The organism is Paracoccus fistulariae, from assembly GCF_028553785.1.
Lineage (GTDB): Bacteria > Pseudomonadota > Alphaproteobacteria > Rhodobacterales > Rhodobacteraceae > Paracoccus > Paracoccus fistulariae.
In genome coordinates this window covers 1,522,808-1,545,075 of record NZ_CP067136.1, presented here as the reverse complement: position 1 = coordinate 1,545,075, position 22,268 = coordinate 1,522,808, and the positions used below count along the sequence as shown (strand labels likewise).

Sequence of the window (22,268 nt, the reverse complement as noted above, 5' to 3'; positions counted from 1 at the left end):
AAAAACCGTTTCATCATAAGCGGCACATCATTCAGCAACAAGCCACAAAGCCGATGCGGCGGGGACTAATTGCCTTTGACATCACGAAAAACTGGCTGAATACCGCCGGTTCGACTGCCTATTGCCGCGCCAGCCATTCCGTGACCGGCCGACGGATATTCGGCATGCCCGAGTCCAGCGCCTCATTCACCACGCCGCGAAGCTCTGTGATCGAGACATGGCGGATCAGGTGCTTGACCGGACCGATCGAGGCCGGGCGCATCGACAGGCGCCGGATGCCCAGGGCGGCGAATGTCAGCGCCTCGATCGGGCGGCCGGCATCCTCGCCGCAGAAGGACAGCGGCACGCGCGCATCCTCGCACCGCTGCACGATCTGTTTCAGCAGCATCAGGAAGGATGAATTCAGCGTGTCATAGCGGCGGCGCACGCGCTCATTCTCGCGATCTGCGGCGAAGAAGAACTGTTTCAGGTCATTGCCGCCGATCGAGACGAAATCGCACATCTCGAAAAAGCGCTGCGGCGCGAAGGCCAGCGAGGGGGTTTCCAGCATGGTGCCCACGCGGATGTCGCTGGGCATCTCATGGCCCAGACGCTGCTCGCGCGCGACCTCTTGCATCAGGATGCGATAGGCGTCGTGATATTCGGTGATCTCGGCGACAAAGGGGAACATCACATGCAGCGGACGCCCGGCAGAGGCGCGGATCAGCGCCTGCAACTGCATGCGCAGCACGCCGCGCTTGTCCAGACCCACCCGGATCGCGCGCCAGCCCATCGCCGGGTTCGGTTCATCCTGCGGCTTCATATAGGGCAGAACCTTATCCGAGCCGATATCCAGCGTGCGGAACATCACCGGCTTGTCAAAGGCATTGTCCATCACACGGCGATAGAGGGCCGCCAGTTCGGACCGGCGGGGGACGTGGTTGCGGATCAGGAATTGCAATTCGGTCCGGAACAGGCCCACGCCCTCGGCCCCGGATCCCTGCAACGAGGGCAGATCCGCCATCAGACCGGCATTCATATATAGCTGGATCGTTTCGCCGCAGGTGCCGGTGGCGGGCAGATCGCGCAGGCTGGCATAGCGCGACTGCGCCTCGGCCTGCATGGCGATCTTGTCGCGAAAGGCGGCGGCGACGGTGTCTTCGGGACGCAGATGGACGATGCCCTGATCGCCATCGACCAGAACCGGATCGCCATTCAGCGCCTCGCTGGTGATGCGGGCGGCGTGGATGACCAGCGGAATCGCCAGCGCCCGGGCGACAATCGCGGCATGCGACCCGACCGAGCCCTCTTCCAGCACCACGCCTTTCAGCTTGCGCCCATATTCCAGCAATTCGGCGGGACCGATATTGCGTGCGACAAGGATGGGGTTCTCGGGCATCTCGGCGCCAGTATCGACGCCCTGTCCGGTCAGGATGCGCAGCAGGCGGTTGGCCAGATCGTCCAGATCGTGCAGACGGTCGCGCAGATAGGGATCGGCCGCCAGTTCCAGACGCGACCGGGCGGTGGATTGTTCTTTCTCGACCGCCGCTTCGGCCGACAGGCCCAGCAGGATATCCTCTTCCATTCGCTTCAGCCAACTGCGCGAATGGGCGAACATCTTGTAGGTTTCCAGAACCTCCATATGTTCGCCATCGCCGACGATCTCGGCCCCGGCGAACATGGTGTCCACGTTTTCCTTCAGCCGCTCGACGCCCGCATGCAGGCGGGCCAGTTCCTTTTCGGGATCGTCGCCGACCGGATTGGCCACGACCACGCGCGGCTCGTGCAGCCAGACATTGCCCTCGGCCACGCCTTCCTGACCCGTCGCGCCGCGAAACATCTGCGGAAAGCGATGGGCCAGCGGCAGGCTGTCGGCCTGACTGCCCTTGAAGGCGCCAAGCTCGGTCATTTCGGCCAGAACCATGGCCACGACTTCCAGCCCGTAAAGCTCATCCTCGCTGAACTGGCGGGACTCGCGCGATTGCACTACCAGCACGCCCAGCTTTTCGCCGACCCGCTGGATCGGCACGCCCAGAAAGCTGGGGAACACCTCTTCGCCGGTTTCGGGCATGAAGCGGAAGCCAGGCTCGGCGGGGGCATTGGCGGTGTTCACATGGCGCCCGGTGCGGGCCACGCGGCCGACCAGCCCTTCGCCCAGACGCAGGCGGGTCTGATGAACGGCGGCGGCGCGCAGGCCCTCGGTCGCGCTGAGTTCAAGCGTCTCGGCATCGCGGAACAGATAGATCGAGCAGACCTGCGTGCGCATCGAATCCGCGATATTATGCGTGATCTGATCAAGCCGGTCCTGACCGCCGCCGGGGGCGGCCAGAATTTCCTTCAGCCGCCTCAGAAGCGAGCGTGAATCGTGATCGTTGCGGTCTTGCATCGCGTGTGCCTGCCTTTGCTGTCGCGATAACCCCGCAGGGTCTGATCCGTTCCTTGTGCCGGATCAGGCCGCGTCGAGGTCAAAGGCATCGTGCAATGCCTGCACGGCCAGTTCCATATATTTGCGGTCGATCAGCACGGAAATCTTGATCTCGCTGGTGGCGATGACCTTGATGTTGATATTTTCATCAGCCAGTGCCTTGAACATATGCGCCGCGACGCCGGTATGGCTGCGCATGCCGATGCCGACCACGCTGACCTTCGCCACCTCGGTATCCACGATCAGCTCGTCATAGGCGATGGTGCCATTGGCCTTGGCTTCTTCCATGGCGCGCTTTGCCCGTTCGACCTGATTGATCGGCACGGAAAAGGTCATGTCTGTCACCGAGCCGGGGTGATCCTCGTAATCCTTTTCCGAGATATTCTGGACGATCATATCGACATTGACGCCGGCATCGGCCAGCGGCGCGAAGATTGCCGCGGAAATGCCCGGGCGGTCTTCCACCGTCACCAGGGTGATTTTGGCTTCGTCGCGGGAATAGGCGATGCCATTGACGACTTTCGATTCCATGATTTCATCCTCATCGCAAACCAGCGTGCCCGAATTCTCGTCCGTATCCTCGAAGGATGACAGCACGCGCAGGCGGACCTTGTAGCGCATGGCCAGTTCGACCGAACGGGTCTGAAGGACCTTGGCGCCCAGACTGGCCAGTTCCAGCATCTCCTCGAAGGCGATGCGCTGCAATTTGCGCGCTTTCGAGGTGATCCGCGGATCGGTCGTATAGATCCCGTCCACATCGGTATAGATATCGCAGCGTTCGGCGTCGAAGGCGGCGGCAAAGGCCACGGCGGTGGTGTCCGAACCGCCCCGGCCCAGCGTTGTGATGCGCCCGTCGGGGCCGATGCCCTGAAAGCCCGCGACCACGGCGACCTTGAAGCCTTCGGCGAATTTCTGGTCCAGATTGTCGCGCGGGATGCTTTCGAACCGGGCCGAGGAATGCTGCGCGGTGGTGTTGATCGGCACCTGCCAACCCTGCCAGCTGCGCGCGGGCACGCCCATTTCCTGCAGCGTCAGGGCCATCAGCCCGGCGGTGATATTCTCGCCCGAGCTGACAACCGCGTCATATTCGCGGGCGTCGAACAGAGGTGAGGTCTGTTCGACCCAGCCGACCAGTTCATTGGTCTTGCCCGACATCGCGCTGACAATGACAATGACATCATAGCCGCGTTCGACCTCGCGCTGCACTTTCTGTGCGGCGTTGCGGATACGGTCCAGATCGGCGACGGATGTGCCGCCGAATTTCATCACCAGAAGCGGCATTTCGGGCCCCCAGCCGTAGTGTTGTTATCGGCGGGCTTTTATGGGCGGGGTGCCAAAACCGCAAGGGGCATAGAGCGATTGACTGCAAAGACTTGCGCCGGATTCAGGGCCGCGCGGCTTTGCGCCCGGTCGGGGTTTCGATGCGCGGCTGTGCGGTGCGGTATCTCCACCATGTCAATGCGGCGCCGGTCAGCGCGATGATTGCGACGCAAAAGGCGGTCATGGCGGGCAGCAGCCCCCAGGCATCCGCCAGAACGCCGCTGGCAATCACCGGCAGGGAAAATCCGCAATAGGCATAGAGGAACAGCCCGGCAGTCGCGCGGGCGCGATCGGATGGTGCACGGGCGCAGACCTCGGCCAATGCGGCCAGATAGGTAAAGCCATAGCTGGCCGCGCTGGTGATGCAGGTGCCCGCCAGCACGGCGATCAGGCTATCAAGGCGCATCCCCAGCAGCAGGACCCCAAATCCGCCCGGCACCAGAAGACAGCCCAGCAGCATCGCATCGCGGTTTGACAGTCTGCGTGCCAGCGGCTGACACAGAAAGCCGGTAAAGATCGCCAGAAACACAACCAGCCCGGCCCATCCGCCCAGCCCCCTGCGGCCCAGTTCCAGCGGCACCACCGCGATGGTCATGCCGGTTGCCGACCATGCCAGCGCCAGCGCGACGCCAAAAATCCAGCTGCCTTGGGGAAAGATCGGCGGGCGCAGGACGGGCGCGCTTGCGTCCCGTGACGTGCGGGGCAGGCAAAGCGCCGTTACCATCAGACAGGGCGTCAGGATGAACAGGATCAGAAAGCTGGCGGGAAACAGCGTCGGACCCTGCAGGCCAAGGCTGATCCCTGTTGCCAGCGCGCCCCCGCCAAAGCCCAGCGATGTGGCCGATGTCACGGCCAGCGCCGCGCTTCTGGTGCGCCCTGCGCCCATGATCTGCGGCATGAAGGCGGCGCCGGTCGTGGTCGCCAGCCCCGTACCAACGCCCAGCATCACCCGCGCGATGATCAGGCTTGACCAATGCGGCCAGATCGTCAGCAGCGCCGTGGCGGCGGCGGCCAGCGACAGCGCCACGATGATCGGCCCGCGCCGCCCGACCCGGTCCGAGATCCCGCCCAGGCACAGAAGCGTCGGCATCAGCCCTGCCACATAGGCGGCAAAGGCGATGGTGACCGCGGTTGCGCCAACATCGCTTTGCGCGGCATAGGCGCCGTAAAGCGGCGCCTGCAGATTGACGGCGAAGGTGACCAGAAACAGGCACAGGGCAAGGCCAAGGGCGGCAAGATTGCGGGGCATGACGGAACCTTTCGAAAAGACCCCTTCGGCTTGTCATCTGTGCGATGCTATGACAATTTTTTAATTGTCATAGATACAACCGCGCCCTGCCTGAATCCCGCCATGTCTGAACCCCGCTATCGCCAGCTTGCCCAGACCTTCGCCAAGGCGATTCGAACCGGCAGGTTGCCGCCCGGCAGCAGGCTGCCCACGCATCGCGCCTTCGCGGAAGAGTTCGGCGTGGCGCTTGCCACCGCCACCCGCGTCTATCGCGAGTTGGAGCGGCGCGGTCTGGTGGTGGGCGAGGCCGGTCGCGGCACATTCGTGCGCGACCCGGACATGCCCCTGACGACCGGGCTGCGGCAGGATGAGGGCGCCGACAGTGTCGATCTGATGTTCAACATGCCGGGCAATGCGGGCGATGCCGATCTGCTGCGCCAGTCCTTGCGCAAGCTTGCCAGCAGCGGCGACCTTGAGGCGATGCTGCGCTATCAGCCGCATGGCGGGCGCTGGCACGAGCGGCGCATTCTTGCGGGCTATCACACCAAGGCAATCGGGCCGGTGCGCGCCGAGGATCTGCTGATGACATCGGGCGGGCAGCATGGCTTGTCGATTGTCGCCATGGCGCTGCTGAAGCCCGGCGATGCGGTGGCGGTCGATGCGCTGACCTATCCCGGTTTTCGTGCGGTCGCGGAATTGCGCGGGCTGGAACTGGTCCCGATCGCGACCCAGCAGGGCGTCATGGACCCGGACCAGTTAGAGCGTCGTTGCCAAACCCGCCGATTGCGCGCCGCCTATCTGATGCCGACGGTGCATAATCCGCTGGGCAGTGTGATGGATGAGGCCGCCCGTCAGCGTATCGTGACAATCGCGCGGCGCCATGATCTGATCCTGATCGAAGATGGCGCCTATGGCTTTCTTCATCCTTCGGCACCGCCCGCCCTGTCGCAACTGGCGCCCGAACGCACGGTCTATATCGGCAGCTTTTCGAAGAACCTGGCGACCGGGCTGCGTATCGGCTATGTCGCTGGAACAGAAGGATTTACCGATCCCCTGATCGCGGCGATCCGGGCCAGCACATGGAACGTGCCCGCGCTGGTCTCGGCCCTGGTGACGGGCTGGATCGAAGACGGCACGCTGGCGGAAAAGGAACGCCACCGCCGTCAGGATGGCGCGATGCGTCAGCGCCTCTGCCGCGACGTTCTGGGCGATGCGGTGCAGGGCCATCCCAATGCCGGTTTCGCATGGCTGCCATTGCCTGCGGGCCAACGCGCGGCCCCGATCATCGCGCAGCTGAAACAAGAGGGGATCGCGATCTCTGGGGCGGAACCCTTTGCCACGACAACGGCGGTTCCGCAGGCCCTGCGGCTGGCCTTTGGCGGGATAGATCCGGATCGCTTGCCCGGAATTTTCGCCCGGATCGCGGCTGCGGTCAGGTCCGGGGGGAACTCGCCGCCGCGCTGACGCCTCAATTCGCCTTTTGCCGGGGCGCGAAGGGCAGGGGGGCGACAGGCACGCCATCCTCGATCAGCTTTCTGGCCTCTTCCGGACGGGCCTCGCCGTGGATGGCACGGTTGGGGCTGCGACCTTCATGCATGGCGCGCGCCTCATCCGCGAATTTCAGGCCGACATAATCGGAATTCGCCTCGACATGTTTGCGCAGCTTGTCCAGCGCCGCTTCCATCGGATTTTGCGGCTGGCTGAGCGGGGCGTCCTTGGCCGCCGACTTGGCCGGGACCGAGGGCGACATCAGCGATTTCTGCACCTCGGTCGAGCCGCATTGCGCGCAGGCGACCTGACCGGCCTTCCGCAACCCTTCGAACGCGTCGGAGGAACGAAACCAGCCGTCGAAATCATGTCCTTTGTCGCAGCGCAATGAATAGCGGATCATGGTGTTATCCTGTCTTCTATACCCACTATATCATGTCAGGCGCCGCGCTTCGCAAGATCGCGTAATGTCGCGATCAGCGGCCCCGCCGAGCCTGCGCGCCGATCCAGCACGTGCCGCGCCGCCATGCCCATCCGGTCAAGCAGTTCCGGCTGGCCAATCAGATCGTCCAGCGTTCCTGCCAGATCCTCTGGCGTCACGTACCTTGCGGCTTCGGCCTGATCCAGTGCCGCATATCCTTCGGCGAAGTTGCTGACATGCGGTCCGTGCAGGATGGCACAGCGATAGGCTGCCGGTTCCCACGGCGTATGGCCGCCGCGATCCGTCAGCGAACCGCCCACAAGACAAAGCGCGGCGGCGGCATACCAGCGCCCCATCTCGCCCAGCGTATCGACCAGCAGGACCGGCCCATCCTCATCGCCCTTCGACCGGCGCGCCACCGGCAGGCCGCGTTCGGCGATCAGGGCGGCCACCTCATCGCCGCGCTGCGGATGGCGGATGGCCAGAATCAATCGCAGCGCGGGATGTCGGGCGCTTGCGGCGACATAGGCATCCAGTATCGCGCCTTCTTCGCCGTCATGGGTCGAGGCTGCCAGGAAATGTGAATTGCGGGTATCCTCGGGGGCGGGGGGCGTGATCTGCGCGGGCCCCAGCAGTTTCAGGTCCACCCGTGCCATCAGCGCCTGTCTGGGCAGGCCCAGATCCAGCAAGCGCGCCTCACTGGCGGGATCCTGCGCCGACAGGGCGGCGATATTCTGCAGGATCGGCCTGATCAGCCCCGGAAACCGGCCCCAGTTTCGCGCCGAACCGGCCGAGATCCGCGCCCCGATCATGGCCTGAGGTATCTTGCGCCGCGCCAGTTCGGCGGCGCGCAAGGGCCAGAATTCGCCCTCGATGGTGATTTGCAGCCGGGGCCGCACGGCGTCCAGAAAACGCCGCAACGCGCCGGGCAGATCCATCGGCGCAAGCCGCGCGCGAAAGCCCCAATCGGTCACCATCTGCCGGGCGGTTTCGGTATTTGTGGTGATCACAAGTTCGAAATCCTGCGCCAGATCTTCGATGATCGCGCGGGCCGAGGTCAGTTCCCCCACCGATGCACCGTGGATCCAGATATCGGCGGCAAGGGGGTGCGCATCCATCACCAGCCGCTGCCGCAGCGCATCGCTGCCACCCAGACCCGCCCGCAGCCGCAGCAGCGGCTCGGCCAGTCGGGTCAACCCGGCATAGATCATGCTTGCCCCTTTTGCCTTATGCATCGGATGGCGCAGCTATATCCGCGCGGGCCCGCAATGCAAACGGGGGCGTGACGGCACGAATTTGCCGAATGCAGCCGATTTTCAGGGGGATCGGTTGGAGGCGGGTACCGGAATCGAACCGGTCTTCACGGATTTGCAATCCGGTGCGTAACCTCTCCGCCAACCCGCCGCCGTCGAAGGTGAACATCGCATAATGGATCGGCGCCAGCCTTGCAAGCCGAGAACGACTGCCGTTGCCCATGTCGGTGAATCGTGGCAATAAAACGGCAAAAGCAAACCGCAGAGGTTCCCGACATGCCCGATTTCGCCGCCCGGCGCACCATGATGGTGGACACACAGGTTCGACCCAATGACGTGACCAAGTTTCCCGTTATCGAGGCGATGCTGACAATTCCGCGTGAAGATTTCGTGCCGGCCTCTCGTCGCGCGGTCGCCTATTCGGGCGAAAACCTGGATATCGGCAAGGGGCGCGTGCTGCTGGAGCCGCGCACCCTGGCCAAGATGGTGGATGCGCTGGATATCCAGCCGACGGAAATGGTTCTGGATCTGGGCTGCGGCTATGGTTATTCGGCGGCGGTGATCGCCCGGATGGCCGAGGCGGTGGTGGCCATCGAGGATGATGAGGAACTGGTCTCCGAGGCGGAAACCCGGTTGGCCGAAGCCGGAATCTTCAATGTCGCCGTGCTGTCGGCGCGTCTGTCCGAAGGGGCGCCCGCGCAGGGGCCTTATGACGTCGTGCTGATCGAAGGCGCGGTCGAGGACATCCCCGAGGCCATTGTGGGCCAGTTGAAAGAGGGCGGTCGGATCGCCGCGCTGTTCCTTGAGGGGAAGCTGGGCGTCGTGCGCCTTGGATATAAACTTAATGACCGGATCAACTGGCGCTACGCATTCAACGCGAATGCGCCGCTGCTGCCCGGCTTCGCACGTGAGCGGGGATTTAACCTATGATGTCTTTTTTTCGTAAATTTGCCGTGACCGCCGTGCTTGGCGTGACGGTGGCAATACCGGCCCAGGCCGATACGCTGGCCGATGCCATGGTCGCGGCCTATCGCCACTCGGCGCTGATGGATCAGAACCGCGCCGTCCTGCGCGCCGCGGATGAGGATGTGGCCACCGCGATTTCGGGGCTGCGCCCGGTGCTGCAGTGGGTTGCCAGCCATACCGTGTCGAAAAGCGAAGGCACGTTTCAGACGCTGACAGGCATCGACAAGGATTATTTCACCCGTCGAAGCACCTCGATCCAGCTTGCGGCGGAAATGACGCTGTATGACTGGGGCCGTTCGCAACTGGCCATCGATGGCGCGAAGGAACAGGTTCTGGCCACGCGTCAGGCGCTGGTCGCGGTCGAACAGGACGTGATTCTGGCCGCCACCTCGGCATTCTTCCAGGTGCGCTCGGCGATGGAACAGGTGGAACTGCAGGAAAACTCGGTTCAGGTTCTGTCGCGTGAACGTCAGGCGGCGCAGGACCGCTTTGACGTCGGCGAAATCACCGTGACGGATGTGGCGCAGGCCGATGCGCAATTGGCGGCGACTCAGGCGACGCTTGTGTCCGCCCAGGGCGATCTGCAGATCGCGCGCGAGGGCTATCTGGCGGCGACCGGCCGTCCCGGCACCAATCTCAGCGCGCCGCCCGCGCTGCCGAAACTGCCCGCCTCGATCGAGGCGGCACGGCAGCTGGCCCAGAAAAACCACCCGCTGATCAAGCAATATCAGCGTCAGGCGGCGGCCTCTGAAATCGCCGTCGCCGCGGCGGCTGCGGAACGCAACCCGACGCTCAGCGCGAATGCCGGGATCGGGGTGACGCGCAGCTTCGACAACCTGACGCAGGATTATGAAAACGGAAACAGCGCCTCGGTCGGTCTGCAGCTGAGCCAGACGATCTATTCGGGCGGTCGCCTGCCTGCCGTGCACCGTCAGGCCATGGCCAATCGCGACCGTGCGCGGGCGGTTCTGCTGAACGCCTCGCGCCAGGTCAATCAGGCCGTGGGCGAGGCTTGGGCGAATATTCAGGTGGCCCGGGCCCAGATCGGCGCGATCGACGAACAGATCTCGGCCGCGCAGCAGGCCTATGACGGTGTGCGCGAGGAAGCCATGCTGGGCGCGCGGACGACGCTGGACGTGCTGGATGCCGAACAGGCGCTGCTGTCGGCCCGTGCCGACAAGATTACGGCAGAAGCCAATCTGCAGTTAGCACATTATCAACTATTGTCCTCTATGGGTTTACTGACGGTAGAACACCTAAAATTGGGGATTCCGACATATGACCCATCGCAATACTACAATGCCGTGCGTGATGCGCCGCATACCAGCAAACAAGGCCGCGACCTTGATCGCGTTCTGCGCGCCATCGGCCGCGAATAAGCCTCTGAACAAGCGGGGGCACCATGGCTGAACCCCGCTTGTCACATTCCGCATCGCGCCTTTCGGAAGATATCGGCGATGTGCTGTCAGCCATCCGACGCATGATCGCCGAAGATGACGCGCTCAGTTCGACCCGCGACCGGCTGCAGGCGGAACGCGATGCGCTGGATACGCTGATCCAGTCCAACGCGATCCAGGAAGATGCCGGCGATTTTCTGGCCCGACGCTATGGTGGCGATTCGGCGCTGGCCCGGAAACTGGCGGGCGCGACGGATAAAAGCGCCGCAAGCGCCGTGGAAGAGGGCTGGCCGCTGGGCCGCAGCGCCAATGGTGCAGATGCGGCCCGCCCGATCCGCGTCAAGCGGCATGGCGAGATGCGGGCAGAGCCAGGCAGCCTGCCTGCCGTGAAAGGCCCCGTTGCCGTGGCCAATGACACGGCACCGCTGAAACTGGAACAGCGGGTGCCGCAGCCTGACGAGGCGGCTTCCGCCGCGCCCAAGCAGGCCGGTTGGCGGTCCTGGCTGCGCCCCGAACCCCGCAAATCGCTGGACAACGCGGCGAAGCTGGCAATCGAGGTCACACCAACGCCCGAAGTGCAGAGCTTTCAGGACGTGGTTGACGACGATTCGGCCTTTGCCGAAGCCTTCGACTGGAAATCCCGCATGCGCCCCGACCTGAAAGAGGTCGTGGCCGCGCCCGTCGAGGCGCCGGAAGCCATGGTTGCCGAAGATCAGCAGGCCGAGGCTGAAACGGCGCCACCTGAGCCCGAGGCTGAAACCGTCGCAGCCTCGGACGGCGCGCTGGTCGAGAATGCCTCCGCGCTGGGCGATGATGACGCCGCGCTGCGCGATCTTCTGCGCGAACTGATCCAGGAAGAATTGCAGGGCGAAATGGGCCAGCGCTTCTCCAGCAATCTGCGCGCGGTGATCCGCCGTGAGGTCGCGTCGGTGATCGACCAGCATCTGGAACGTCTCTGACCCGCATCCTGTTTCTCTCTCTCTGAACAGGCGATGCATCAGCCAGCGCAATCTGGCTGATGCATTTCTGTGCCGCGATATGCCTTTGTACCCGGACCACGGCCCGCGCGCGCGTCGTCGGGTGACGCAGCCCCTTGCCCCGTCGTCGCGGCGGTGGTCTATGTAGGCTATGAAGAACTCTGACAATCCCGCCGATCCCTTCAAGAAAGCCTTGTCCGAAGCGACCCGTGCGCTGGCGGATGATCACGAGTTGAACGTGACTTTCAGCGCCGATCCCTCGGGCGTGTCGGGCGACACCATGCGCCTGCCGCAGGTCAGCCGCCGCATGACGCGGGATGAGATCCTGCTGGCGCGCGGGACGGCGGATGCGCTGGCGATGCGGATGCGGCACCACGATGCCGACACCCATGCGAAATTCGCGCCCACCGGGCCGATGGCGCGGGAGCTTTACGAGGCGCTGGAAACCGCGCGGGTCGAGGCTCTGGGCGCGCGCGACATGCCCGGTGCGCTGTCGAATATCGACGCCAAGATCGGGGCCGAGGCCGAAAAGAAGGGCTATGGCCAGATCAAGGCCCCGGCGGATGCGCCGCTTTCCGTGGCGGCGGGTTATCTGCTGCGCGAGGCCGCGACGGGCAGGGATTTGCCTTCTGCCGCGCAGCATGTGGCAGAATTGTGGCGTCCCTTTGTCGAGCAGCAGACCGGCGATGCGCTGGCCAGTGTTAATGAGGTGCTGGCCGATCAGGCCGCCTTCGCCCGCCTGTCGCGCAAGGTGATCAGCGATCTGGGCTATGCCGATCAGCTGGGCGACGACCCGGAAGATCCTCAGGATGACGAGGCCGAGGATGATGCCGAGCAGGAGGAAGAGGCGGGCGACAACCAGTCGCGCGACGAGGATGACGGCGAGGAAGCCGAGGCCTCGCCCGAACGCAGTCAGGAGCAGACTCAGGATGAGCGTCAGGCTCAGGTCAGCATGGACGATCAGTCCGATGACGAGCTGACCGACGAGGCCGAGATGCCCGAGGCGGAAACGCCCCCGGATCTGCCGCCGCCCGTCAGCGACGCCTCGGCCGATTACAAGGTCTTTACCCAGGAATGGGACGAAGAAATCAGCGCCGAGGATCTTGCCGACCCGGCCGAGCTTGAACGTCTGCGCGCCTATCTGGACAAGCAGCTTGAACCCTTGCGTGGCGCTGTCAGTCGTCTGGCCAATAAATTGCAGCGGCGTCTGTTGGCGCAGCAGAACCGCAGCTGGGAATTCGACAAGGAAGAGGGCGTGCTGGATGCGGGCCGTCTGGCGCGCGTCGTGGCGAACCCCACCACCCCGCTGAGCTTCAAGGTCGAGAAGGATACCGAATTCCGCGACACCGTCGTCACGCTGCTGATCGACAATTCCGGTTCTATGCGCGGTCGCCCGATCTCGATCGCGGCGATTTGCGCCGATGTTCTGGCCCGCACGCTGGAACGCAGCTCGGTCAAGGTCGAGATCCTGGGCTTTACCACCCGCGCCTGGAAGGGCGGTCAGGCGCGCGAGGCGTGGCTGAAGGCCGGGCGTCCGGCCCAGCCCGGGCGGCTGAACGATCTGCGCCACATCATCTATAAATCAGCCGATGCCCCCTGGCGTCGGGTGCGCCCCAATCTGGGCCTGATGATGAAGGAAGGGCTGCTGAAAGAGAATATCGACGGCGAGGCGCTGGAATGGGCGCATCGGCGGCTGGTCAAGCGCAGCGAGGCCCGCAAGATCCTGATGGTGATCTCGGATGGGGCGCCGGTGGACGATTCGACCCTGTCGGTCAATCCGGCCAACTATCTGGAAAAGCATCTGCGCGACGTGATCGCCATGGTCGAGCGCAAGAAGGCCGTGGAATTGCTGGCCATCGGCATCGGCCATGACGTCACCCGCTATTACGAACGCGCGGTGACGATCACCGATGCCGAACAGCTTGCCGGCGCGATTACCGAACAGCTTGCGGCGCTGTTTGACAGCGATCCGCGCAAACGCGCGCGGGTTTTGGGCATGTCGACGCTGCGCCGCGCCTGAGGGATCAGCCGTGCTCTTCCGCGGCGGTCTCTGCCAGCGCCTGGTTCAGCGCACGCAGGGCGTCGATGTGATAGACGACGCCGATGATTTCGGGCTCTGGCGGCGCGGCATCAGGGTCGTCTGACGGTTCGGGCGGACGGATCACCGGCAGGAAGGCCGCCAGCGAGCGGTCGAATTCGCGCAGAGCCTCATCCAGCGGTGTGCCCTCCATCAGGGCGTGGCCATCGGCGGCCAGATTTCGCACCAGATCCGGGGCAGGGGCGTTATCGGCATCCAGCGGGCGCAGGATCGCGGTGATGCGCATCTTTTGCGGCAGCCAGACCTGCGGCCCCTCGGCAATGCGGACGCCGCGATTTTCAAGCTGCGTCAGGAAGAAGGACCGCCGTACCAGCCGTGATGCCAGCGCCGAGCTGAGAGACACCGCCGTCATCACCGCGATCCCGGTCTGCCAGTCCCCGGTCAGTTCGAAGACGATCATGGCAGTCGAAATCGGCGCCCCCAGAATCGCGGCGCCGACCGCACCCATCCCCGCGAAGGCATAGAGGTTCACGCTGCCAGAGACCTCTGGCATGATCCATGTGGCGATGATGCCAAAGGCCAGCCCGGTCAGCGATCCCATGACCAGCGCGGGCGAAAAGACGCCGCCGCCCATGCGCCCGCCCAGCGTGATCGCCACCGCGACGGCCTTGACCAGCGCGAATGTAATCGCCGCCAGAAGGTCGATCCGCCCCGACAGCGCGGCGGCCGTGGTTTCATAGCCCACGCCGATAATATGCGGAAAGGGGATCGCAATCATGCCCAGAAGCAGCCCGGCAATGGCCGGTCGCGACCAGCGCGGCCAGCCGAGTTTCCCCATCGCCCATGTCCCCACCCGGTCGGCGCGAAAGATCGCGGACATCATCGCCGCCGCCACCAGCGCCGAGATCAGGCCAAGCAGCATGAAGGCGGGCAATTCGATATAGAAGGCCAGGTTCATTTGCTGGGGCAGGGTGAATTCGGTCAGCCCGCCAAATTCCAGCCGGTTGATGACCGTGCCCGCCACGGCGGAAATGGCGATGGGCGCAAAGGAATGGATCGCGAAATGGCGCAGGATCACCTCATGCGCGAACAGCGCGCCTGCGATCGGGGCGTTGAAGCTGGCCGCAACCGCGCCTGCCACCGCGCAACCCAGCAGGTCGCGCCCGGTCATCGGGCTGGCCTTGATCCGTGTCGCAACAGCGGTCGAGATCACCCCGGCCAGATGCACCACCGGACCTTCGCGTCCCGAACTGCCGCCCGCGCCCAGCGTGATCAGGGACGCGGCTGCCGAGGCCAGCCCCTCGCGGGTTTCGACGCGGCCACCCTCCAGCGCGGCGCCCTCGATCACGTCGGCAACGGCGCGGACGCGGCCATCCGGGGTAAAGCGGTCAAGAATCAGCCCGACGATCAACCCGCCGATGACAGGCACCAGCATGATCCAGTACCAGGGAAGACGTTCGGCCGTGGTGGCCAGCGTCAGGTCATCCGCACCATAGATCATCCGCTGCAGCGCCGAAATGCCCAGCCGAAAGCCAAGTGCCGCCAGCCCCGCGCCAATCCCGATCAGCAATGCCATCAGCCAGAACTGGAGCTGGCTTGGCCCCTGATCGCGCATAATGCGCAGCGCCGTGCGCCCGCGACCATAGCAATAGCGCCAGCCCCGGCCGATCAAAGAGGATTGCGGCCCGCTGGCGGCCTTTTGTCGCGATGTCTTGCTGCTGCCCATCTGTGTCCTGCCCCTGCGGGCAGCGAATCACAAAACCTGTCCCTGGTCCAGCATCAAGGGCAGGCTGCGGGTCAGCAGGTCCAATCCGCCCGGTCGCCAGCCCATGCCGCGCAGGGCATCGCAACGCAGCACGGAAAGCGCCGAGGCCTCGGCGCGTGGCGGCGGGGGGTGAGGGCAACCGGTCAGCGATGCGACACGTGACAGCAGATCGTGACGGTCCAGCACAAGATCGCTGACATTGGCGCATCGCGGCGGGGCCGGCTGTCGCAGCAGCAGCAGGATGGCGGCGGCCAGATCGTCGCCATGAACCTCTGTCGCGACACGCGGCGCAACGGGCCTGTCCGCCAGGTAATCCGCGAAAAGCCCGCGCCATTTGTGGTCCGGTTCCGCGCCATAAACCCCCGTGGCGCGCAAGGCTGTGGTGTGAAAGCCCTGATCCGCAAGGCCTTGCAGATGATCCTCGGCCAGTGCCTTCACCTCGCCATACAGGGTCGTTGGGCGGGCTGGCAGATCGTCGGTCAGGATCGTGCCGGGCCGGTGCCCGTCATGGACCGCACGAGAGGACAGGAACAGGATCCGCCCGACGCCTGATCGCGCGGCGCTGTCGAACAGGCGGATCGAGCCGTCCAGATTGAGGCGGCGGAAGCCTGCGGGATCGTCGCCCTCGCCGCCGCGATAGCGACCGGGGGTATGGGCGAAGGCGCAATGGATCAGCGCGTCATGCCCGGCCAGATCGGGCGCATCGCCCAACCGATAACCGCTGTCGCGACCCAGCAGGGTGATCTGATGCCCGGCAGCTTCCGCCGCGCGCATCACATGACGCCCGACAAGGCCCGACGCGCCTGTCAGCGCGATCCGCATCAGGCGGCGGGGCGTCTTTGCGCCGCAAGGTCGGGCACGGGCTGGCCCGAGGCGATGGCTTTCCACAGGTCGATCAGCGGACGCAGCAGATGCACCTTTTCATGGTTCGACCAGGGCTTTTCATATTGGAAATGCAGGATGCGGATGTCGTCCCAGCTCCACAATTCGGGCATCCTGAACCAGACATATTGCAGCATGTTATGATGGATCGACAGCCCGTGCCAGTCGGGGAAATAATCCTGCAGGAAGGTCTGATCGGTGCGCCGCCAGAAGATGCCGGGCTTGTCCAGACGCTGCAGCATATCGCGATAGGTGGCGATATCGGGGCGGGCGGTGAAGACGCCGGAATTCATCCGGTGAAAGCCGTCCAGCCCGTCATAGACATTGGGCGCGGCGCAGAATTCGGGCAATTGAAACAGCTTGTCCACCGGTCGCAGCACCACCGCATCGGCATCGATGAAGACGCAGCGCTGATAATCCAGCTGCCACAGCCGCAGCTTGATGAAATTGTCCAGCGGCGTGTGAAAGGCGGGCTTGCCGCCGCGTGTATAGGCCGCGCGGGCATGCAGGGCGTCGCGGGCGTGGGTCTGGTCGAAACCGGCAGAGGTCGGCAGCAGATCCGCCGCCACCAGCCTTGCGCCAAGCGCGGCCAACCGCGCCAGATGCGCCTGTTCCAGCCCGCGATGCATCACCACCAGATCCGCCTCGGTCCCGGTCAGCCTCAGCGACCGCAACAGCGCCTCGGCCCCCGGCAGATAGGCGGGGTTGCTGACCAGCGTCACGAAGGCATGATCGGATCGGGGAGGGGTCTGGGCCAGCAATCCCTCGGGCAGCGTTTCGGCACGGTGCCGTGTTATGGGATGCAGCGGCGAAATGCGGTTGTCGTCCATGAAAGCTCCTGCCTTCGGTCGGCCTTTTGCAATATGTTTGACCATGTCACTATGGCGTTTTCGTGACCGGTTGATGACAAAGACAGAAGGGCTTTGCCACGGCTGCGGTTCCCTCTAACCTGCGGAAATCAAGCAAAGGATCGCCGATGCCACTTCCTGATGACCTAAGCCACAGCCTGCAGGCGCTGCTGGGAACGCGCTTTTCCGTGACGCAGGCGGATCGCGGCCATCACGCGCAATCCGAAAGCTTTCACAGCGCCCCGCCGCCGGATGCCGTGGTCTGGCCCCGCACGACCGAAGAGGTCGCCCGGATCGTTGCGGCCTGCGCGGATGCCGGGGTGCCGCTGGTCGCCTGGGGTGCCGGAACCTCGCTTGAGGGGCACGCGCTTGCCTATCGCGGCGGGGTCACGCTGGATCTGAGCCAGATGGACAGGGTGATCGAAATTCGCGCGCCGGATATGCAGGTCACCGTGCAGCCCGGCGTCACGCGAGAGGCGCTGAACACCGAATTGCGCGCGACGGGTCTGTTCTTTCCCGTCGATCCGGGGGCGAATGCGTCGCTGGGCGGCATGGCCTCGACCCGGGCCAGCGGCACGACGGCGGTGCGTTATGGCACGATGCGCGACAATGTGCTGGCCTTGCAGGTGGTGATGGCGGATGGCCGCGTGATCCGCACCGGCACGCGGGCGGCGAAATCCAGCGCGGGCTATGATCTGACCGGGCTTTTCGTGGGGGCCGAGGGCACGCTGGGTATCATCACCGAACTGACGCTGAAGCTGCATGGCCAGCCGGAAGAGGTCGCCAGCGCCGTCTGTGCCTTCGAGACGCTGGATCATGCGGTCGAATGTGTCAGCGCCACGATCCAGTCGGGCATTCCGATGGCGCGCATCGAATTTGTCGATGCGGCGACGGCGCGGGCCTTTAACCTGCATTCAGGGGCCAGCCTGCCGGAAATGCCGCATCTGATGGTGGAATTCCACGGCTCTCCTGGCAGCGTGCGCGAAGATGCCACCCGGTTCGGAGAGATCGCAGAGGATTTCGGCGCGACCGGCTTTGACTGGGCCACCACGCCCGAGGATCGCGCCCGGCTGTGGCGGATGCGGCATGGCGCCTATCACGCCTGTCTGGCGCTGCGATCCGGGGCAAAGGGGGTGGTCACGGATGTCTGCGTGCCGATGTCGGAACTGCCCGCCGCGGTTCACGCCGCCGCCGAGGATATCGCCGCCGCTGGTCTGCTGGGGCCGATCGTCGGGCATGTCGGTGACGGCAATTTCCATTCGCTGCTGCTGGTCGATCCCGATGACAAGGCCGAGATCGCCGCAGCCAAAGAGGTAGCCCGCAAGATGGCCGAGCGTGCCCTTTCCGTCGGCGGCACCATCACCGGCGAACATGGGATCGGGGTCGGGAAACGCGATCTGATGGCGGCACAGCATGGCGATGGCTGGCAGGTGATGGGCGCGATCAAGCAGGCGCTGGATCCGCAGGATATCCTGAATCCGGGCAAGATGCTGCCCGACCGGAACTGATACCGGACTAAGCGGTTGACCCTGTAAGTTTTCAGACAAATGGGGGAGCCATGTCCAGCAACGATAGCAATCCAGAACGCGCGGCCAAGCGCCATGTCCCGGCCATTGTGGGCATCGGGCTGGCCCTGGTCGTGGCGCTTCTGGCCTTCCTGATTTTCATGCCCGGCGTGGATGAGGATGATGAAGGCATCGCCACCACCGCGCCGCCCGAGGGCGTGACCTCGACCGAGGCCGAGGGCGGGATGGCCGACGGCGGCAGCAATTAAGGCCGGGTCACCCGGATTTCCCGGCCTGCATGCCGTCCCGCATGCAGGCCATGTCCTGCACGCGAAATACGCAGCGCATCTGACATATTCGTGAGCAAGACAGCCCGGTGACTTTTGTTCACGCCTTTGCGATAACCCGGTCAAGGCGTGCCAAGCGCCAGAACATTTATGAGGGCAGTCATGCGCATCTTAACGAAATTCATGCTGGGGCTGATGCTGGTCCTGGCTGTGGCCTGTTCGCGGACACCGACGCGCGCGCCATCTGCGGGGCCGGGGGCCAATCCGCAACTGGGCGACAGCCGTCCCCACAGCTGGACCTCGGGCAGCCCCTATGGTCAGGCCGTGCATGGCATCGACATCTCGCGCTGGCAGGGCAATATCGACTGGAACCGGGTGCGCGGGTCGGGCATCAGCTTTGCCTTCATCAAATCGACCGAGGGCGGCGATCACGTTGACCCGAATTTCCGCCGCTACTGGTACGAGGCCGCGCAGGCCCGCATTCCGCGCGGCGCCTATCACTATTACTATTTCTGCCGTTCAGGCTTTGAACAGGCGCAATGGTTCATCCGCAGTGTGCCGCGTGAAGTCGGGTCGATGCCCCCGGTGATCGATCTGGAATGGACCAATTCCAAGACCTGTCCGCGCCGTCCCTCGCCCGCCGAGGTCAAGCGCGAGGCGTCGGTCTTCATGGATATCGTCGGCCGCCATTACGGCCAGCGGCCCATCATCTATACGACGGTCGATTTCTACCGCGACAACCGGCTTGGCGACATGCGCGCCGAATTCTGGCTGCGTTCGGTAGCCGACCATCCCCGCGTTCGCTATCCGGGCCAGCGTTGGGCATTCTGGCAATATACCGGCACGGGGATCGTTCCGGGAATTCAGGGCGATGTCGATCTGAACGCCTTCGCGGGTTCCCGTTCGGATTGGGTAAGATGGTTGAATACGCGCCTGACACGCTGAAGCCAGGCTTCTGGCTGAAGGCTGAATTCGCGGCGCTCTATATCGGGGCGCCGCTGCTGATCGCGCTGTTCATGCCCGCCTATCTGCTGTTCGAGGCGCTCGCGATCTTTTCCGTGGCCGGCCTGCTGCTGTTGTGGCTCAGCGGCGGGTTTCGCTGGCGGTCGCTGGTGGTGGGATGGGGGCGGATCCCGTGGCTGCAGGTGCTGGGGATCACGCTGGCCACGCTGATCTCGGGCTATGTCATCCTGTCGCTGAACCAGCCCGAGGCGCTGTTCGCCATCCCGCGTTACCGGCCTGAACTGCTGCTGCTGATCTGGGTATTCTACCCGTTGCTGTCGGCGCTGCCGCAAGAGCTGATCTTTCGCGTGCTGTTCTTTCACCGCTACCGCAGCCTGCTGCCGCAGGGCAATGCGGGCCATGCGCTGAATGCGGCGCTGTTTTCCTTTGCCCATCTGATGTACTGGTCCTGGATCGTGTGCATCTTTACCCTTGTCGGCGGATGGATCTTTGCCCGCGCCTATCAGCGTCAGGGCTTTCCATCGGCCTGGCTGTTGCATGCGGTGGCGGGGAATGTGCTCTTCGCGGTCGGCATGGGCTATTATTTCTACAGCGGGAACGTGGTCAGACCCTTCTGAGCGGTTGACTTCACCGCGCCATAGCTGTTCATGCGGTGGCTGAACGAAAGAGGTCCGCCATGCACGCCTATCGCAGCCATACCTGCGCCGATCTGACCGCCGCCAATGCCGGTGACACCGTCCGCCTGTCAGGCTGGGTGCACCGGGTCCGTGACCACGGGGGCGTGCTGTTCGTCGATCTGCGCGATCATTACGGCATGACGCAGGTGCTGGCCGACAGCGACAGCCCGGCCTTTGCCGCCATGGAAAAGCTGCGGGCCGAAACCGTGATCCGCATCGACGGCCGGGTGAAGCTGCGCGATGCATCGCTGGTCAATCCCAAGCTGCCCACCGGCGAGATCGAGGTCTATGCCACCGATCTGGAAGTGCTTGGCCCGGCGGACGAGCTGCCCCTGCCGGTCTTTGGCGATCAGGACTACCCCGAGGAAACGCGTCTGGCCTATCGCTTCATCGACCTGCGCCGCGAGTCGCTGCACCAGAACATCATGCTGCGCAGCCAGGTGATCCGGTCCTTGCGCAACCGCATGTGGGATACCGGCTTCACCGAGTTTCAAACGCCGATCATCACCGCCAGCAGCCCCGAGGGCGCGCGCGACTTTCTGGTCCCCTCGCGCCTGCACCCGGGCAAGTTCTACGCCCTGCCGCAGGCGCCCCAGCAGTTCAAGCAGCTGATCATGGTGGCCGGTTTCGACCGCTATTTCCAGATCGCGCCCTGCTTCCGCGACGAAGACCCGCGCGCAGACCGCAGCCCCACCGATTTCTACCAGCTTGACGTCGAAATGTCCTTTGTCGAGCAAGAGGACGTCTTTAACGCCATCCAGCCCGTCATTCAGGGCGTGTTTGAGGAATTCGGCAACGGCCGCCCGGTCGATGCCGACTGGCCGCGCATCCCCTATGCCGAGGCGATGCTGAAATATGGCAGCGACAAGCCCGACCTGCGCAACCCGATCGAGATGCAGGTGGTCAGCGACCATTTCCGCGGCTCGGGCTTCGCGATCTTTGCCAAGCTCTTGGAACAGGACGGCACCGAGGTCCGCGCCATCCCCGCCCCGACCGGCGGCAGCCGCAAATTCGCCGACCGCATGAACGCCTTCGCGCAGCGCGAGGGCCTGCCGGGCATGGGCTATATCTTCTGGCGCAAGGGCGACGATGGCACGACCGAGGCCGCCGGTCCCATCGCCAAGAATATCGGCCCCGAGCGGACCGAGGCGATCCGTCAGCAACTAGGACTGGGCGAGGGCGACGCGGCCTTCTTCCTGGGCGGCAAGCCCGAGCAGTTCGAGGCTGTCGCGGGCCGCGCCCGCAACGAGATCGGGCGCGAGCTTGGCCTGGCCGACGAAAACCAGTTCAAATTCGCCTGGATCGTCGATTTCCCGATGTATGAGAAGACGGATGAGGGCAAGATCGACTTCAGCCACAACCCGTTCTCCATGCCGCAGGGCGGGCTGGATGCGCTGTCGGGCGATCCTCTGGCCGTGAAGGGCTATCAATATGATCTGGCCTGCAACGGCTATGAGCTGATTTCGGGCGCGATCCGGAACCACAAGCCCGAGATCATGTTCAAGGCGTTCGAACTGGCCGGCTACCCTGCCTCCGAGGTCGAAAAGCGCTTCGGCGGCATGGTCAAGGCCTTCCGCTATGGCGCCCCGCCCCACGGCGGTTGCGCGGCGGGGATCGACCGGATCGTGATGCTGCTGGCGGACGAACAGAACATCCGCGAAGTCATCATGTTCCCGATGAACCAGCGCGCCGAGGATCTGATGATGGGCGCCCCGTCCGAGCCGACCAACGAACAGATGCGCGAATTGCGCCTGCGCGCCCTGCCGAAAGAGTGATCTGACGGCCCGTCCCGCTTGTGCCATAAGCCCGCCGGGGGCATGATCCCCGGCGAAACGGGACGGTTGGGCAG

The 22,268-nt window shown here is 64.5% G+C and carries 18 protein-coding genes and 1 tRNA gene; 10 read left to right on the top strand and 9 right to left on the bottom strand.

Annotated features, from left to right (window positions below; all coding sequences use genetic code 11):
* Positions 1 to 118: 118 nt before the first annotated feature.
* From ptsP to JHX87_RS07565, 3 genes are all read right to left on the bottom strand, one after another.
* Positions 119 to 2,365: a phosphoenolpyruvate--protein phosphotransferase gene (gene ptsP / locus JHX87_RS07575; RefSeq protein ID WP_271885949.1), complete on the bottom strand. Its 2,247-nt coding sequence runs from the start codon at positions 2,363 to 2,365 to the stop codon at positions 119 to 121.
* A 63-nt stretch (positions 2,366 to 2,428) separates the two neighbouring features.
* The gene (locus JHX87_RS07570) at positions 2,429 to 3,685 is read right to left on the bottom strand and encodes an aspartate kinase (RefSeq protein ID WP_271885951.1); all 1,257 of its coding nucleotides are present in this window, start codon (positions 3,683 to 3,685) and stop codon (positions 2,429 to 2,431) included.
* 103 nt (positions 3,686 to 3,788) lie between these two features.
* Positions 3,789 to 4,973, bottom strand: coding sequence for an MFS transporter (locus JHX87_RS07565; protein ID WP_271885953.1), 1,185 nt, complete (start codon positions 4,971 to 4,973; stop codon positions 3,789 to 3,791).
* A gap of 102 nt (positions 4,974 to 5,075) precedes the next feature.
* On the opposite strand from JHX87_RS07565, the gene JHX87_RS07560 reads away from it, so the two are divergent.
* Positions 5,076 to 6,416: an aminotransferase-like domain-containing protein gene (locus JHX87_RS07560; protein ID WP_271885955.1), complete on the top strand. Its 1,341-nt coding sequence runs from the start codon at positions 5,076 to 5,078 to the stop codon at positions 6,414 to 6,416.
* Positions 6,417 to 6,420: 4 nt separating this feature from the next.
* Here JHX87_RS07560 and JHX87_RS07555 read toward each other — a convergent pair whose 3' ends face one another.
* The 3 genes from JHX87_RS07555 to JHX87_RS07545 form a co-directional block, all read right to left on the bottom strand.
* A complete protein-coding gene (locus tag JHX87_RS07555; RefSeq protein WP_271885956.1) occupies positions 6,421 to 6,843 on the bottom strand; it encodes a DUF1178 family protein in 423 nt (140 codons plus the stop codon).
* A gap of 35 nt (positions 6,844 to 6,878) precedes the next feature.
* Positions 6,879 to 8,072: a 3-deoxy-D-manno-octulosonic acid transferase gene (locus JHX87_RS07550; protein ID WP_271885958.1), complete on the bottom strand. Its 1,194-nt coding sequence runs from the start codon at positions 8,070 to 8,072 to the stop codon at positions 6,879 to 6,881.
* 119 nt (positions 8,073 to 8,191) lie between these two features.
* Positions 8,192 to 8,265 (bottom strand) — tRNA-Cys (locus JHX87_RS07545).
* Between the two features lie 125 nt (positions 8,266 to 8,390).
* On the opposite strand from JHX87_RS07545, the gene JHX87_RS07540 reads away from it, so the two are divergent.
* The 4 genes from JHX87_RS07540 to cobT all read left to right on the top strand — a co-directional run bounded on the left by JHX87_RS07540 (position 8,391) and on the right by cobT (position 13,474).
* Positions 8,391 to 9,044, top strand: a complete 654-nt coding sequence (locus JHX87_RS07540; protein WP_271885961.1) for a protein-L-isoaspartate O-methyltransferase family protein — start codon at positions 8,391 to 8,393, stop codon at positions 9,042 to 9,044.
* Positions 9,044 to 10,459 (top strand): TolC family outer membrane protein, encoded by a 1,416-nt coding sequence (locus JHX87_RS07535; RefSeq protein ID WP_271886083.1) that lies wholly within the window; start codon positions 9,044 to 9,046, stop codon positions 10,457 to 10,459. Before JHX87_RS07540 ends, JHX87_RS07535 begins: the two co-directional genes overlap by 1 nt.
* A 23-nt stretch (positions 10,460 to 10,482) precedes the next feature.
* Positions 10,483 to 11,436: a hypothetical protein gene (locus tag JHX87_RS07530; RefSeq protein WP_271885962.1), complete on the top strand. Its 954-nt coding sequence runs from the start codon at positions 10,483 to 10,485 to the stop codon at positions 11,434 to 11,436.
* Positions 11,437 to 11,605: 169 nt separating this feature from the next.
* A complete protein-coding gene (gene cobT, locus JHX87_RS07525) occupies positions 11,606 to 13,474 on the top strand; it encodes a cobaltochelatase subunit CobT (protein ID WP_271885964.1) in 1,869 nt (622 codons plus the stop codon).
* 4 nt (positions 13,475 to 13,478) lie between these two features.
* Here cobT and JHX87_RS07520 read toward each other — a convergent pair whose 3' ends face one another.
* Genes JHX87_RS07520 through JHX87_RS07510 form a run of 3 tightly spaced genes read right to left on the bottom strand, consistent with a single transcriptional unit; the run spans position 13,479 to position 16,969 of the window.
* Positions 13,479 to 15,218 (bottom strand): chloride channel protein, encoded by a 1,740-nt coding sequence (locus tag JHX87_RS07520; protein ID WP_271885966.1) that lies wholly within the window; start codon positions 15,216 to 15,218, stop codon positions 13,479 to 13,481.
* Positions 15,219 to 15,245: 27 nt separating this feature from the next.
* Positions 15,246 to 16,079, bottom strand: coding sequence for an NAD-dependent epimerase/dehydratase family protein (locus JHX87_RS07515; protein ID WP_271885968.1), 834 nt, complete (start codon positions 16,077 to 16,079; stop codon positions 15,246 to 15,248).
* On the bottom strand, positions 16,079 to 16,969 hold the full coding sequence (locus JHX87_RS07510; RefSeq protein WP_271885970.1) for a glycosyltransferase: 891 nt from the start codon (positions 16,967 to 16,969) through the stop codon (positions 16,079 to 16,081). The genes JHX87_RS07515 and JHX87_RS07510 overlap by 1 nt, the downstream gene beginning before the upstream one ends.
* Positions 16,970 to 17,115: 146 nt before the next feature.
* On the opposite strand from JHX87_RS07510, the gene JHX87_RS07505 reads away from it, so the two are divergent.
* The 5 genes from JHX87_RS07505 (at position 17,116) to aspS (ending at position 22,194) form a co-directional block, all read left to right on the top strand.
* Positions 17,116 to 18,495, top strand: a complete 1,380-nt coding sequence (locus tag JHX87_RS07505) for an FAD-binding oxidoreductase (protein WP_271885973.1) — start codon at positions 17,116 to 17,118, stop codon at positions 18,493 to 18,495.
* A 50-nt stretch (positions 18,496 to 18,545) separates the two neighbouring features.
* Positions 18,546 to 18,761, top strand: a complete 216-nt coding sequence (locus tag JHX87_RS07500) for a hypothetical protein (protein WP_271885975.1) — start codon at positions 18,546 to 18,548, stop codon at positions 18,759 to 18,761.
* A gap of 180 nt (positions 18,762 to 18,941) precedes the next feature.
* The gene (locus tag JHX87_RS07495) at positions 18,942 to 19,724 is read left to right on the top strand and encodes a glycoside hydrolase family 25 protein (protein WP_271885977.1); all 783 of its coding nucleotides are present in this window, start codon (positions 18,942 to 18,944) and stop codon (positions 19,722 to 19,724) included.
* Positions 19,697 to 20,359, top strand: a complete 663-nt coding sequence (locus JHX87_RS07490; RefSeq protein ID WP_271885979.1) for a CPBP family glutamic-type intramembrane protease — start codon at positions 19,697 to 19,699, stop codon at positions 20,357 to 20,359. The genes JHX87_RS07495 and JHX87_RS07490 overlap by 28 nt, the downstream gene beginning before the upstream one ends.
* Before the next feature lie 59 nt (positions 20,360 to 20,418).
* A complete protein-coding gene (gene aspS, locus JHX87_RS07485; RefSeq protein WP_271885981.1) occupies positions 20,419 to 22,194 on the top strand; it encodes an aspartate--tRNA ligase in 1,776 nt (591 codons plus the stop codon).
* The last annotated feature ends 74 nt before the right edge of the window (positions 22,195 to 22,268 follow it).